General features: G+C 62.1%; 12 protein-coding genes and 1 pseudogene. 5 read left to right on the forward strand and 8 right to left on the reverse strand.

Annotation, left to right across the window (positions count from 1 at the left end; translation table 11 throughout):
- Positions 1-198: IS66 family insertion sequence element accessory protein TnpB (gene tnpB / locus AC1DKD_RS30820; protein ID WP_477144102.1), on the forward strand; the 198-nt coding region annotated here is incomplete at its 5' end.
- Positions 199-523: 325 nt separating this feature from the next.
- Here the strand turns inward: tnpB and AC1DKD_RS30825 are convergent.
- Both AC1DKD_RS30825 and AC1DKD_RS30830 read right to left on the reverse strand, forming a co-directional pair.
- Positions 524-1,348: an EAL domain-containing protein gene (locus tag AC1DKD_RS30825; protein WP_441637532.1), complete on the reverse strand. Its 825-nt coding sequence runs from the start codon at positions 1,346-1,348 to the stop codon at positions 524-526.
- 95 nt (positions 1,349-1,443) lie between these two features.
- Complete coding sequence (locus AC1DKD_RS30830; protein WP_441637534.1) at positions 1,444-2,694, reverse strand: PAS domain-containing sensor histidine kinase; 1,251 nt, start codon at positions 2,692-2,694, stop codon at positions 1,444-1,446.
- Between the two features lie 414 nt (positions 2,695-3,108).
- Here AC1DKD_RS30830 and AC1DKD_RS30835 point away from each other — a divergent pair, with 414 nt between their 5' ends.
- Both AC1DKD_RS30835 and AC1DKD_RS30840 read left to right on the forward strand, forming a co-directional pair.
- The gene (locus AC1DKD_RS30835) at positions 3,109-3,699 is read left to right on the forward strand and encodes a response regulator (RefSeq protein ID WP_441637536.1); all 591 of its coding nucleotides are present in this window, start codon (positions 3,109-3,111) and stop codon (positions 3,697-3,699) included.
- Positions 3,700-3,924: 225 nt separating this feature from the next.
- The gene (locus AC1DKD_RS30840; protein ID WP_477144103.1) at positions 3,925-5,973 is read left to right on the forward strand and encodes an ATP-binding protein; all 2,049 of its coding nucleotides are present in this window, start codon (positions 3,925-3,927) and stop codon (positions 5,971-5,973) included.
- 123 nt (positions 5,974-6,096) lie between these two features.
- Here AC1DKD_RS30840 and AC1DKD_RS30845 read toward each other — a convergent pair whose 3' ends face one another.
- Positions 6,097-6,540, reverse strand: coding sequence for a ZrgA family zinc uptake protein (locus AC1DKD_RS30845; RefSeq protein WP_441637302.1), 444 nt, complete (start codon positions 6,538-6,540; stop codon positions 6,097-6,099).
- Here AC1DKD_RS30845 and AC1DKD_RS30850 point away from each other — a divergent pair.
- The gene (locus AC1DKD_RS30850; RefSeq protein WP_441637304.1) at positions 6,530-7,012 is read left to right on the forward strand and encodes an NAD(P)/FAD-dependent oxidoreductase; all 483 of its coding nucleotides are present in this window, start codon (positions 6,530-6,532) and stop codon (positions 7,010-7,012) included. The genes AC1DKD_RS30845 and AC1DKD_RS30850 overlap by 11 nt on opposite strands.
- Positions 7,013-7,179: 167 nt before the next feature.
- On the opposite strand, the gene AC1DKD_RS30855 is transcribed toward AC1DKD_RS30850, so the two are convergent.
- The 5 genes from AC1DKD_RS30855 to AC1DKD_RS30875 all read right to left on the reverse strand — a co-directional run bounded on the left by AC1DKD_RS30855 (position 7,180) and on the right by AC1DKD_RS30875 (position 12,214).
- Positions 7,180-10,008: an ATP-dependent Clp protease ATP-binding subunit gene (locus AC1DKD_RS30855; RefSeq protein ID WP_441637306.1), complete on the reverse strand. Its 2,829-nt coding sequence runs from the start codon at positions 10,006-10,008 to the stop codon at positions 7,180-7,182.
- A gap of 147 nt (positions 10,009-10,155) precedes the next feature.
- Positions 10,156-10,761, reverse strand: a complete 606-nt coding sequence (locus tag AC1DKD_RS30860) for an Hsp20/alpha crystallin family protein (protein ID WP_441637308.1) — start codon at positions 10,759-10,761, stop codon at positions 10,156-10,158.
- A gap of 79 nt (positions 10,762-10,840) precedes the next feature.
- Entirely contained in the window at positions 10,841-11,263 is a 423-nt protein-coding gene (locus AC1DKD_RS30865) for a PRC-barrel domain-containing protein (RefSeq protein WP_441637310.1), read from the reverse strand.
- Between the two features lie 163 nt (positions 11,264-11,426).
- A complete protein-coding gene (locus AC1DKD_RS30870; protein ID WP_477112162.1) occupies positions 11,427-11,879 on the reverse strand; it encodes an HdeD family acid-resistance protein in 453 nt (150 codons plus the stop codon).
- Positions 11,880-12,052: 173 nt separating this feature from the next.
- Complete coding sequence (locus AC1DKD_RS30875; RefSeq protein ID WP_441637314.1) at positions 12,053-12,214, reverse strand: helix-turn-helix domain-containing protein; 162 nt, start codon at positions 12,212-12,214, stop codon at positions 12,053-12,055.
- A 112-nt stretch (positions 12,215-12,326) separates the two neighbouring features.
- Here AC1DKD_RS30875 and AC1DKD_RS30880 point away from each other — a divergent pair.
- A pseudogene (locus AC1DKD_RS30880) lies at positions 12,327-13,199 on the forward strand (IS110 family RNA-guided transposase); the annotation flags it as partial.
- Positions 13,200-13,231: the final 32 nt, after the last annotated feature.

Raw genomic sequence — 13,231 nt, forward strand, 5'->3', positions numbered from 1 at the left:
AAGAAGGTCAAGATTCTGTATTGGGACCGCACCGGCTTCGCGTTGTGGTACAAGCGGCTTTCGCGCGGCCGGTTTCCTTCGCCGGCGACGCTAGCCCAGCGTGGCTTCACGCTGGCCGAATTGAACGCTTGGCTCGAGGGCATCGAGATCCCTGCGGTTCGGCCCCACTGCACCGTCGCCGCCACGCGCATCTTGTGACTTGTAAACCTGCCGGCGCTGGCGCATCATGGCGCCATGCTTCCGGTACTGACACCCTCCGACCTGCCAGCCGATCTCGAGGCGGTACGTACCCTCACGCTGGAGCAGAATCGGGTCGCCCGCGCGCTGTGGGAGCAACTGGAKATATTGAAGCACCAGATCGCGCAGCTTAACCGCGCGCACTTCGGCGCCAGCTCCGAACGCGCTTCCGAACGGTCCGCTTTGGATAACCAAGGCTGTATACACAGTTGGTCCGCCATATACTGAATGCCCGGGTTTAAGCGCACCGTTGCAGGTCGAGGGCCCATGAGGCTTCCTTTGCATATTAGGGTGCGGAATCCCCAAAGGCATTTGTGGTTCCGTATCCGATTTTTGATACCGGCACGCCGTGCACACGCTCGCCTAGCCAGGGGCGCAAGGACGCAAGCTCCATCGGCCGGCCGAAGAGATAGCCCTGCGCAAGGCGTATTCCCTTGGCAATAAGCCTAGCCCGCTGGTCCTCGGTTTCCACGCCCTCGGCTATTACCGTCAGGTCCAACGCCCTCGCGAACTCGACCATCACGTCAATGACCTTGGTACTTACTCTATCTCCTGGCCCGGCTTGGACGTAACTCTGGTCAAGCTTGATGACATCGAGATCGAACGTCTGGAAATACGCGAGACTGCAGTACCCCGTGCCGAAGTCGTCGATTGCCAGCTTCAGCCCCCGCGCCTTTGCACGCTCGACTTCGCTGCGCTGGGGCTCGCTCAGCACAATCGCATTGCGTTCGGTAATCTCGAGTAGGGGTGTCACGTTGGCGCTTAGCAGATCGAACACAGGCGAGTCGTCGGCCCAAAACGCACGATCGGCGAAGTGCTCGCCGGTGACGTTGAACGCCACGTGGAATGTCGGCGGGAGTGCCAGTTGCGACAGGTCACGCACAACCTGCGGGATTAGGGTTCGCGTCAGCGCCACCGCCATCCGCCGTTGTTCGATAACGGAGATGAAGGCGCCCGGCTCGAGCAGGCCGCGACGCGGATGCCGCCAGCGGGTCAGCACTTCGACGCCAAGGCACGCCCCCAATTCAAGGTCGATCACCGGCTGATAGTACGGAATGAACTCACCATTTCGCAGGCCCCGGCGCACATCCGTCGCAGAAGACTTTTGCAATGCCTGCAGCAGCCGTGCCCCATGGCCTCGGAACCCGCCAGCTAGGGTGCGCCTTAGTATTCTTGCCAAGACCGATGCTTCGCCACGCCCGCTGCTCACGCTGCCGCTGGTAGATGAAGGGTGACTGACGTACCGCGCCCGGGCTCGGTATCCAGCACAATCTCGCCGCAGTGCTGCAGTACGATCTGCCGCACGATGGTCAGCCCAAGACCCGTGCCACTTGGTCCGCCAGGCCGGCCGGCCCGGTAGAAACAGTTGAATGCCATGTGTGCTTCTTCCTGCGTCATGCCGATACCCTTGTCAAGGACGCAAATCGAGACCTTGTCGCCGGCATCAGCCGCGGCGATCGCGACTTCGACTGCGCTCTGCGGTTCTGAATACTTAAGGGCGTTGTCGATCAGATTGCGGATGGCGCGTTCAAGCTGCTGCCGATCGCCCATTGCAATGACCGGCTCACGCGCTGCCACTATCCGGATCCGCTGCTCTTCCGAGAACGCGTTGGCGACCACACTACGGGCGAGCGAGTTCATGTCGACTTTCTGCATCTCGGCTTGTCCCGTGCTACGCGCTTCGATACGTGCCAGGTCAAGCAGGTCAGACAGTATTCCGTTGATCTGTGCTGCGCGGCTGCGCAGCGCCTGGTAGATGCGTGGCCGCTTGTCCTGCGGGACCATGTTTTCCGCCAGCAACTCGGCGTAGCCGGCAACGCTGGCCATGGGTGACTTGAGTTCGTGCGCAACTGTGGACACGAAATGGGATTTCATCCGTTCGCGCCGGATGCGATCGGTCATGTCTCTTAGCACAAGCACCGTGCCATTTCCGTCGACGGCATGAACCAGGCGAACCTCGTAGGTTGGCGAGTCGGGCCCGTCGAACTCGACCAGCGCTGCAAATTCAGTCGCGGCGCCGGGGCGGTCCAACTCAGCGAGCAGTTCGGCGGCGCTGCAGCCATGCCGCGAAGGCTGCCGGCCGCGATAGAGCAACTGGACGAATTCGCGAGGCGTGGCGCCGCGCAGTTGGCTCAGCGATACCGCCAGCATCTCACACAAAGCATCGTTGGCTTCATCAATGACCCGGTCGTGCCGAAGTGCGGCGACGCCGTCGGGCATCGCCTGGAATAGCGTGCGCAGCCGTTCCTTCTTTCTCCTCAGTCCGTCGCTGATCACTGCCTCGCGCTCGGCCAGAGCCACGAGTTCGTGCATCACCCGAGCCTGTGTGAGGTGCAAGCGCACGATCAGCAGGGAGGAAACCAGTCCGAAAAGCACGATGATCGTCAACGAGCGCTGGCTGGTATTGGAAAGGAATTCGCGAACACCGTCACCTACGGTTGCAAGAATGCGCCACAACGCCACTGCGCCCCAGAGGCAAGTGAGTAGAGCGATCGCCGACCAAGACCGCTTGCTCCTGGAACCTGCCGCTGCTGTCGCAGCCGATCGGTAAAAATGCAAGTTCATAGGCACCGAAGAAGCAAGGCGGCGCGGCCGCCGGGCGATACGCAGGTATGGTGCTGCGGCACACACATCAACAGCACTTCAACTGCCAAGTTCACTTCCCACACAGTGTTGCCTTTACGGTGCGAATCGGCGGCTATCCACGTACGGTGCACCGAAGGAAACCTGGCACCGTCCCCCAAGTTGTCGAAGGAGTATCATATTTGCGTTTATTCCTGGCAATAAGTTGTGTTTTCGCACCTTTCTATAGAATAATGGGATTCAAGCACAACTCTTCGCACAACGGTTGCGTCACATGACACGAACCCGATGACCGATCCGCGCTACTATTCCACCAAGTCCACCGCTGAAAAGCTTGGCGTTTCGCTACGCACGATCCAACTCTGGGTTGCGAATGGACGCCTCCCGGCATGGAAAACCGACGGGGGTCATCGACGCATACCGGCCGAGGTGGTGGACCGCCTCGTGGCGGACCAACGGGATCAGTCGAGCGGGCGTAGCACCGATCACCACAAAAGAGCGTTTCGCGTCCTTTTGGTGGAGGACGACGAACACCTGCTGGAAATATATTCCGCCGCCCTAGCGAACCTGACGCCCCCCATTGAGATTCTCCAAGCCACAAATGGCTACGACGCGCTACTCCAGATTGGCAGGTCAAATCCCGATCTGATCATCCTCGACCTCGTCATGCCTGGCATGGACGGCTTTCGCCTGTGCCGGACACTCGACGCCCGGCCGGAAGGTGCCACGTCGCAAGTTGTGGTCGTGACGTCGCTTGACAAGCACGCGATCGCCGATCTTGGCGGCCTTCCCAAGCGCATCCATGTGTTCCCCAAGCCTATTCCGCTATCAATGCTGCAATCGCTGGTGACAAACCAGCGCGACGCCAACCCAGCCTAAAGCCTGCCTATCCGTAGATTGCGGGATGCGATGCACCCGCAGGATCCGTGCGTGCATTGTATATCGTTTTTGCACATATTCAAGTATGTTGATATCATATTTGCACGTATTGGTGAGAGACGCAACCGCGCACCGGCCTTCATAGTGCTCCGGCAGTTGCACCCCTCGCGCCGTCGACGGCACCTAGCGGCTGTCTGTACCTACTTTTTTGGGTGGCTAGGATTCATGGGTCTGGAGATATATAGGCCGGTAGCGGCGGAAGGCACCGCGCGCACCATCACCCCGGGCATTTCGGCATTCATGCTCGTATTGTCGGTCTGGCTGGGGTTCGCGCTCTGGGCCGGATGGGACAGAGGCAGCGAATTACGCAGGATCCAGGCTGATGCCGACCGGCTTGCCYATACCCTCGGCCAGCACGTCGAGCGCACATTGATGGAGGCGGACCAACTGACCTCCCTGCTAGGCGGCGCCGTCATCGAACGGGGGCTGGATTTGCCGCTTGCCGAATGGACCCGCAACGGTCATCTCGGTGTCGAACCCTTCCTTCAAACCGCGATTCTGGACGAAAGTGGCGTCCTCAGGGCATCGACCAATCCGACATTCGAAGYGCTTGACCTAGGCGATAGCGAGCATTTGCGCATACACGCCGACAATCCCAGGCCGACATTGTTTGTCAGCAAGCCGCTGCGGGGGCGCAGTTCAGGTCGCTGGGTAGTTCTGCTTTCCAAGGGAATCGTTGGGCCGACCGGCCGTTTCATGGGGGTCGTAGTGGTGTCGCTTGACCCACTCTCCCTGACGAGCATCTACAAAAGCATCTATTTGGGCAGCCGGGGTGCAATCGGTCTGCTGGGTACCAATGATCTCATCTACCGGGTGCGTTGGAGCGGGGCGGCTTCCGACCCTGGGCAACCGCTGCCGGCGAGCTCTGCGGCCCGGCGAGCCGTAGCTGCCGCGGCCCACGCCGAAGTGGTGGAGAAGAGCCCACTGGACGACGTCGAGCGCATTTATGGCGTACATCGGCTGTCGAGAGGAAACCTGGCGGTCGTGATCGGCTACGACCTCCATGAAGCACTATCAACGTACCGCAGCAGGCTGCTCCTCGTCGCTTGCATCGCAAGCTTCGTATCCGCGCTGATCATCCTCGTCCAGATGCGCCAGGCCAAGTCAATCAAGAGGATGGCGAAGCTAGCGGATCGCGAGGCAGTGGTCAGCCGCCGGCTACGAGAAAGGAACCAGCACCTGCATGCGCTGTTCTTTGCGTTGCCGGACGGCGTTGCCATTTTCGATAAGGATCGCCACGTGGAAGACGCCAACGGCGGGCTGTGCGACGCCCTGGACGTTTCGCCCGGGGACTTGCGCGGCGCCACGCCACAACGGTTCGTTGACCTTCTGTATCGAGGCCGACGTCCCACGCGGGACTCAGTCACCCCGTCCGAACTACTTGCGAAGATCGACTGTGCCGCAGTCTCGCACGAATTTAGCGGCGTTATCGAGTTCGATATAGCGGATTCATCCAGCTACGCCATTCGTGTTGTGCATACCAGCGACGGCGCTGGCTGTGTGGTGGCTGTCTGGGACGTAAGCGCAATGCGGCGCGAGGAACGGGCCAAATCGCATTTCATTGCTACCGCAGAAGCTGAAATCAAGATACCCATCGCAAACGTCGTCGGATATGCCGACCTCCTCGCCGCCGATCTGATCCCCCCGGAAAAACGCCTTGGCATCTATCGCACGATTCGTTCGCAAGCCCAGCGCATCAGCCAGTTCGTTTCGAATCATCTTCAACTGACGCGCCTGGAAACACTAGGAGCATCCGAGATGACGTTTCATCGGGTGGATCTCGCAAGGCTCGTGCGAGACGTTGTTGAGGCAGGGTTCACGGACGATAGCCGGGTGACGCTGGAGTCCGCGAGAGAGCCTGTCTGTGTGATGGGTGACTCCGCCTCCCTCGCCAGCGTGATACGCCATTTGCTGGAGAATGCCGTGAAGTACGGGCTTGGGAGAGAGGTCAACATCTCGGTCGCTAGCGCGTCGGACGAACGCCGCAACGCCATGCTGAAAGTGACCGATCGAGGCATGGGGATCAAAGTTGACGAACTCGGGCTGGTGTTCGACAAATTTTTCCGAGGCAAGCTGCAGCGCGGGTCGGCCGGCGATGGACTGGGCCTTGCCCTCGTGCGTGAGATTGTGCTGCTGCATCGCGGCCATATTTCTCTTGAGAGCGAAGTAGGCAAGGGCACGACCGTTACGCTGCACCTTCCGGCGGTGGAATAACTTGCCAGCTTCCAAAGAGGTCGCTCGCAGCGCGGGCAGCGTCCTTTGGCCACCTGGATGGGGTCAACCCGGATGCGCGGTCTTCTGACAAACATCCTGGCATGATCGATCGCATGTCGGCCGCTACGCGATCTGATGGAGCGCTGCAGGCGCCTTGCAGCGGAACGTGTAGTCGGCATCCAGATCGGCATGTTCACCGCCCGGAGTCGCGCCCGGCGATGCCTTCGCGGCGCTGTCGCTGGCGGCTGTGAATGCCGGCGTCAACGCGCCGAAATCGAGTTGCACGGACTCCAGGTGGCAACCCGCGGCAGGCGATGTCACGAAGATTGCCTCGCCATCGCGCAATCGCGCCATGGCTTGTTGCGCGACGGCCTTCTCGGCCGCGCTACGCGGCGCGCGTTCGAAGCCGACGAGATTCGTCAAGGGGGCTTCCAGATGCACCACGAGAACGGACCCTTCCTGCGCCACCTCCCGTTCCGCCACCCCACGTACATGGGCCTCTTGCGGGCTTGCGCTGTGAATCCGCAGAAAAACAACGCTCAACGCACTTATGCGCTTGAGATTCATTGAGCCAACCGCGTCGCTGAAGCGCACGCTCTCGCAATATCTGGTGGACCGCGTGAACTCGGCACCGAATATCGAAGTTAAGACGTGCACGCATGGCACGGCGCTCGCCGGGGACGAGACGCTGCGTGAAATCACGCTGACCGATGTGCGCACCGGCCAGCACCGCAACGTGAAGACGCACTGGCTCTTCGTCTGCATCGGCGGCGTGCCGCAAACAGAATGGGCGGCGCAGGTGGGCATCGTGCGGGACGAGGCAGGCTATCTCGTCACCGGTCCAGACCTGCGCGAGTTCGAGCACGGCCTGCTATGGCCGCTCGAGCGCGCACCGCTGCATCTGAAGACCAGCATGCCGGGCGTGTTCGCTGCGGGCGACGTGCGCCATGCGTCGATCAAGCGCGTTGCGTCGGCGGTAGGCGAGGGCGCGATGTGCGTGGCGCTGGCGCTGGTGCATCGCTATCTGAATGGCGGCTGAACGGCCGCGCACGGTGACGTGCGTTCGGCAAGAGGTGGCGACCATGACTCCGAAGCGCACACATCTGAATCAAGCCTGCGTGCTGCAGACCGACAAGCCCTGTTGCCAAGAATGCGTGAGGCTCGGAAGGCGACGCCGCGTAAGCGGCATCGCCCTCGGGCCTTCCCTCATACGTGCGCCGGTTTCTGCTCCTTCGCCTGGCGCGCCGCTTGCGCATCGGCGGATTGCTTCTGCACGCGCACCGCATTCGCGCCCGAGTCGTAGGTGATCGTCACCTTGTCGCCGTCGCGCACGTCGCCCCGCAGCAACGCATCGGCGAGTTGCGATTCCACTTCCGCCCGGATCTTGCGCTTGAGCATCCGTGCGCCGAACTCGGGGTCATAGCCGATCTCAGCGAGATGATTGCGCAGCGAATCGTCGAACGACAACTCAATGTTTTGTCCGGCCGCGGTGCGCTGCACGCGCTCGAGTTGCAGATCAACGATGCTGCGGATCTGCGCCTTGCCGAGCGCATGGAACACCACGACTTCATCGACCCGGTTCAGGAACTCGGGCCTGAAGTGATGCCGCAGTACCTCCATAATACGGTCGCGCAGCGCRGGGTAGTCGAGCTGCTTCTTGTCGGAGCGCATGTTGTCCTGGATCATCTGCGAACCGATATTGCTTGTCGCGATGATGATCGTGTTCGTGAAATCCACGAGACGTCCTTTGCCGTCGGTGAGACGGCCTTCGTCGAAGAGCTGCAGCAGGATGTTGTGCACCTCCGAATGCGCCTTCTCGATCTCATCGAGCAGCACCACGCTATATGGGCGGCGCCGCACCCGCTCAGTCAATTGACCGCCTTCCTCATAGCCGACATAGCCCGGAGGCGAGCCCACCAACCGCGCCACTGTATGCCGCTCGGAGTACTCGCTCATGTCGATGCGCACCAGCGCGTTCTCGTCGCCGAACACCGAGGCGGCGAGCGCTTTGGCGAGCTCGGTCTTGCCCACGCCAGTCGGTCCGAGAAAAAGGAAGCTCGCGGTCGGCTTGCCGCCTTCGGTGAGACCGGCACGGGAAAGCCGGACGGCCTTCGCGACGGCGCTGACCGCCTCGTCTTGGCCGACCACACGCTCCCTCAGGCGCTCTTCGAGACGCAGCAGCTTCTCTCGGTCCTCAGCGGTGAGTTCGGACACCGGCACGCCGGTGAGCGACGCCACGACCTGCGCGATGTCCTCCGCCGTCACCTCTTGCGAACTGGTGCCGCGTTCCTTCTTCCACGCTTCGGTCGCATCGTTGAGGCGCTTCTGTTCGGAGACGAGCTTGCCTTCCAGTTCCTTTGCCTTATCGAACTGCTTGGCCGAGCTTGCCGCGTCCTGTTCCTGGCGCGTGCGGCGGATGGTCGCCTCGATGTCGTGCAGTTGCATCGGCCGGGAATTCGACGAGATGCGCACACGGGCGGCCGCCTGGTCGAGCAGGTCGATGGCCTTGTCCGGCAGGAATCGCGCGGCGATATAGCGGTCCGAGAGCTTGGCCGCAGCCGCGATGGCCTCTTCGGTGATCTTCACCTTGTGATGCGCTTCAAGACGGTCGCGCAGTCCGCGCAGGATCTCGATGGTTTCCGCGACGCTCGGCTCGGGCACGTTCACCGGTTGGAAGCGGCGCTCGAGCGCCGAGTCCTTCTCGATGTACTTTTGGTATTCGTTGAGCGTCGTGGCGCCCACGAGATGCAGTTCGCCGCGCGCGAGCGCCGGCTTGAACACGTTACCGATATCGAGCCCGCCTTCGCCGCCGCCCTGGCCGGCACCGACGATCGTGTGCAATTCATCGATGAAGACGATCAGCCGGTCCTGGTTCTCGACGATCTCATCGAGCACCTGCTTCACGCGCTCTTCGAACTCGCCGCGATACTTTGCGCCCGCGACCACGCTGTTTATATTTAACTCGACGACGCGCTTGCCGCGCAGCACTTCCGGCACCTGGTCCTGGGCGATGCGCTGCGCGAGTCCTTCGACGATCGCCGTCTTGCCAACGCCCGGTTCGCCAATCAGCACCGGGTTGTTCTTGCGCCGGCGGGCAAGAACCTCGATAGTCGTTTCGATCTCCTTGTCCCGGCCGATCACCGGATCGAGCTTGCCGCGCCGCGCAAGTTCGCTGAGATCGCGCGCGTACTTGTCGAGCGTTGGCGTGGTAGAGCGGCCCTCGACCGTGCCTTCCTCGGCGCCCTTGCCGACCACCTTGACTGTCTTCTGCCGGAGCGCATGCGACGATAGTCCGTACTTGCGCAGCAGCTCGCCCGCGAAGCCGTCCTCCTCTTCGACAAGCCCGATCAGGATATGCTCCGGTCCGACATAGCTGTGGCCGAGTTCCCGTGATGCAGTGAGCGCGTTCTCCAGCGCGCTCTTTGCGCGCGGCGATACGCCGATGCGCTCCTCGTCCGTCTTGTCGCCGCGAGTGCCGCGCGGAGCGTTCTGATCGACGTCCTTCTTGATCTCTTCGGGATCGAGCTTGAATTCGCGCAGGATCTCCTGCACCACGTTGTTGTCAGCGAGTGCGAGCAGCAGGTGTTCTGTATCGACTTCGGACTTGCCGAACTCGACCGCCGCTTGCGCGGCCGCCTGCAAGCGGTCCAGGCCGCTCTCGCTCAGGAACGTCTGCAGGTCGACGGCTTCGCGCGCACGGCGATGCCGACGCGGCCGGCCGCCGGCCCTCACCGCGCGTTCACCCACGCCCTCGCCCTCATCGCCGCCCTCTCCTGCGCGCTCGCGCGTCTCGTCCGTCTGGCCGAGAGATTGCCGACCGCCGCGCCTGCCTTCGAGCGGCGACCACATGTCGTCGAAGAGACTTTCGAAGAGGCCGCCGTGAAAGAGTGATTCAAGCGGCGAAAGGCTGCGCTGGTTGCGTGCCATGAACGCCATGTAGTGCTCGTCGCACAGCGTCAACTGACGACGCTGGCCGTTCTCGGTGATCGTGATCTGCGCGGTCGCCGGCTTTCCGCAAACGCTGCAAATGGCCATGATATTCTCCGTTGGATAGGCAGTGGAGGTTTGAAGACGAGGAGTCGTGCGCAAGTGGTGAGGAGATGCCCCCTCGCGCGCAGGAACGCCGCAGTTGGTCGTCGACGCGAGCAAGCAGCATGGCGCGATGTCGCCGTGCGCATCGCGCTACTTGATCTCGATGCGCCGCGTCGCCGCAGGTTCCTTGGCCGCTTTGGGCACCCGCACGGTGAGTATGCCGTTCTCGAAATTCGCCTCGGCGCGTTCGAGATCGACGCCAGAAGGAAGCGGAATCGCGCGCTGGAACTGTCCGAACGCCCGCTCCACCCGGTAGCAGCCCTTCTCGTCGCTCTTCGATTCGATGCGCTTCTCGCCGGTCAGCACCAGCATGTCCTCGAGGACTTCGAGCTCCACGTCCTCGCGCGACAGTCCTGGCAACTCGGCCACGATGCGCAGCGCGTCGCCGTCGTCGATCACGTCGAGGCGCGGCTGAACGCGGCTAGGACTGAAGTCGCCGAACCAGTTGCCGAGCGGTCCCATCCCGCCGAACGGATCGCGTATCAGGTCCGTGAGAAGATGCAGGGGATCGGGCAGTGGCCAGCGCGCCGTATCGAACGATGCCGGCCATGCGGACGCGGCCGCATCCGGGGTCAACGGCGCGGGGGCCTGCTGTGAGGTCGCAGGCGCGGCGTTCACCTTCGCGCCCGCGCTCTTTTCCTCGGGGCTCTTGCGCAGGAAACGGAAGGGGTTCCACCTATCGAGGTCCAATAGCATCGCTATGCTCCTTGTTCCGGCGAGCCGCCAGAGTGGCCCGAATCGTCAGTGAATCGTGCTGCGGCGTCGCGGCCCGACGTCAGCCCTTGGCATATTCGAACTCCGGCAGTTTTTTCAGCGCCTCCTTGTTTGCGCCGGGCAGGATTGCCTTCGGCGCCATCTGCTTGAAATGCTGAACGGGGATGGCGACGCGATGGGTTGCCATTCCGAGAAAGCCACCCACGTCGATAATCACGGCGGAGAGCGAGCCATCGGGTGCCACAATCAGGTCATCGACGCGGCCGATCTTTTCGTTCTTTTCGTTGTAGACATCGGCGTGGATCATCTTCGATGCGCGCCAGCCCGTTGCAACCAGTTGCGCTTCGGTGACGGTTACGCCAAGTGTCGCCTTGCCCGCGATAGGAGCATCCTGCGCGGTCGCGCCGCTGGCCACCAAGCCACCAGCGGATAGCGCAAGCACGAGGGTCGACAGCCTTGCGGCCGATGGGAGGTTGGTCTTCATGGTGTTCTCCAGAATGCGCAGCGGGATACGTGGACGCCTGGCGCAGGATGCGCTCAGGAGTGCAGCGGCATTCTCTGCTTGTCGCGAAGGACGGGGCGCAAGGTCCGTGCGCCGAGGCAGAGGACGAGCAGAAGCACGCCGGTCACGATCGCGTAGGCACTGATCATCCAGACGAGGGCGAGTGCGCCGGCACCGGGGGCGAGCTGCCGAACAGCACCGACAGGAAGCTGATGAAAAACAGCAGCCGCTCTCTGCGGTCGCGCCTCTTCAGCCGCACCCCGGCGATAAGGTCAAGCACTCCGGTGACGATGGCGTTCGCGCCCATCACGGCGATTAGAACGAGCGCAGTGACACCTGGCGCTGCGACGGCGATCAGGCCCGCAGCGATTGTGCACAGGCCGAGCAGCAACGGCATCCACCAGTCTGTGCGGATCGAGCGATGTCGTATTGGCGTGCTGACCGCCGCGATGCCTCCGATGAGTGCATACGCCGCGAACATCGCGACGAGAAGCCGCAGCGTGAGACCAGGCCAGAAGAGCGCGAGGAGGCCGAACAGGATTCCCGCGGCGCCACGCAGCGCGAGCATCCACCATGCGCGTCCGAGCAGTTCTTCCATTGTTGGGTACCTCGCTCGAGTCACCAGTATCCGGCCAATACAGCATGCGCAATTGTTATGCCGCGAATATCGTCAAGCATACGTCCGGAAGGCGCGCGCTTCTTTCGAGTTCTTGCCCAGAGGTGTCGGATTCCTGCGCGTGTTGGTCGCTCACGGATCGAGTCGCGAGCGCATCACCCGATCGTGGGGCGGTGGCGGAAAGCCTGGGGCGTGCAGCGCGCATATCGATGAAACACCTCGGTGAAATGCTGCTGCGTCTGAAAGCCCGCGCGTGCCGCGACATCGATCAGCGGGAGACTGGACGTGCCATTTGCTCCATGGTGCGCGTTTGCCACGGAGGCGGGTCGAAGTCGTGACCGTCGAAGTATAGTGTTCCCTTTCCATCTATGTTAGGTTTGTTTTTTTACGTGCATATGGACGCGCCGCATTATGGTCGGCAGAAATGCAGAAGCCTGCAGCACAGCACATCACTGGGCACGTCGCTTCCAGTCGCTCGGCGTTGAGGTACGGCTGATCAGTCCACAGTATGTGTCACCGTTCGTTAAGACCAACAAGAATGACCGCAACGATGCCGAAGCGATCGTCGAGGCCGCCAGCGGACCCGCCATGCGCTTCGTTATGGTCAAATCGGTCGAGTAACAGGACATTCACGCCGCGCATCGGATGCGCGCAGTCCTGATCCGCCATCGTACAGCCATGATCAACCAGATGCGTGGCTTGCTCGGTGAACGGGGACTCACGATTTCGCGTTCACCCGAGGCGTTCAAGCGCGCAATCCCGGATCTACTCGGCAAGAGCGCCGACGAACTGAGGTCGTTCTGCCAGACGCTGCTGACTGAACTGCTGCAGCACCTGAATGCAATCGAGGAGCGTGTCCATCTGATCGAAGCATCTATCCAGTCGTTCATGAAGCAATCCGCGCTGTGCAAGAAGATCGCGGAAGTGCCCGGCATCGGTCCGATCACCGCCACAGCCATGGTTGCCGCCGTCGGCGACCCCAAGCAATTCAGGAACGGGCGGCATCTGGCGGCCTGGCTTGGCCTGGTGCCACGTCAGTACTCCTCGGGAGGCAAACCTCGGCTGCACGGCATCAGCCGGCGCGGCGACACGTACCTGCGGACCCTGCTTATCCACGACGCGCGGGCCGTCCTGCGTTACTCAACGACAAAGACCGACCCACAGAGCGTCTGGCTGCAGCAGTTGATCGCGCGACGGGGGCACAACTGCGCGGCAGTCGCGCTGGCCAACAAGAACGCGCGCGTCATCCAGGCGCTGCTCAGTAGCGACTCGACCTTTATGACGCGAAGCGCCGCCGCATAGCCCAAAAAACCGCTTGCAAGGAAGGAGATGCC

The organism is Cupriavidus sp. 05T313, assembly GCF_056396665.1.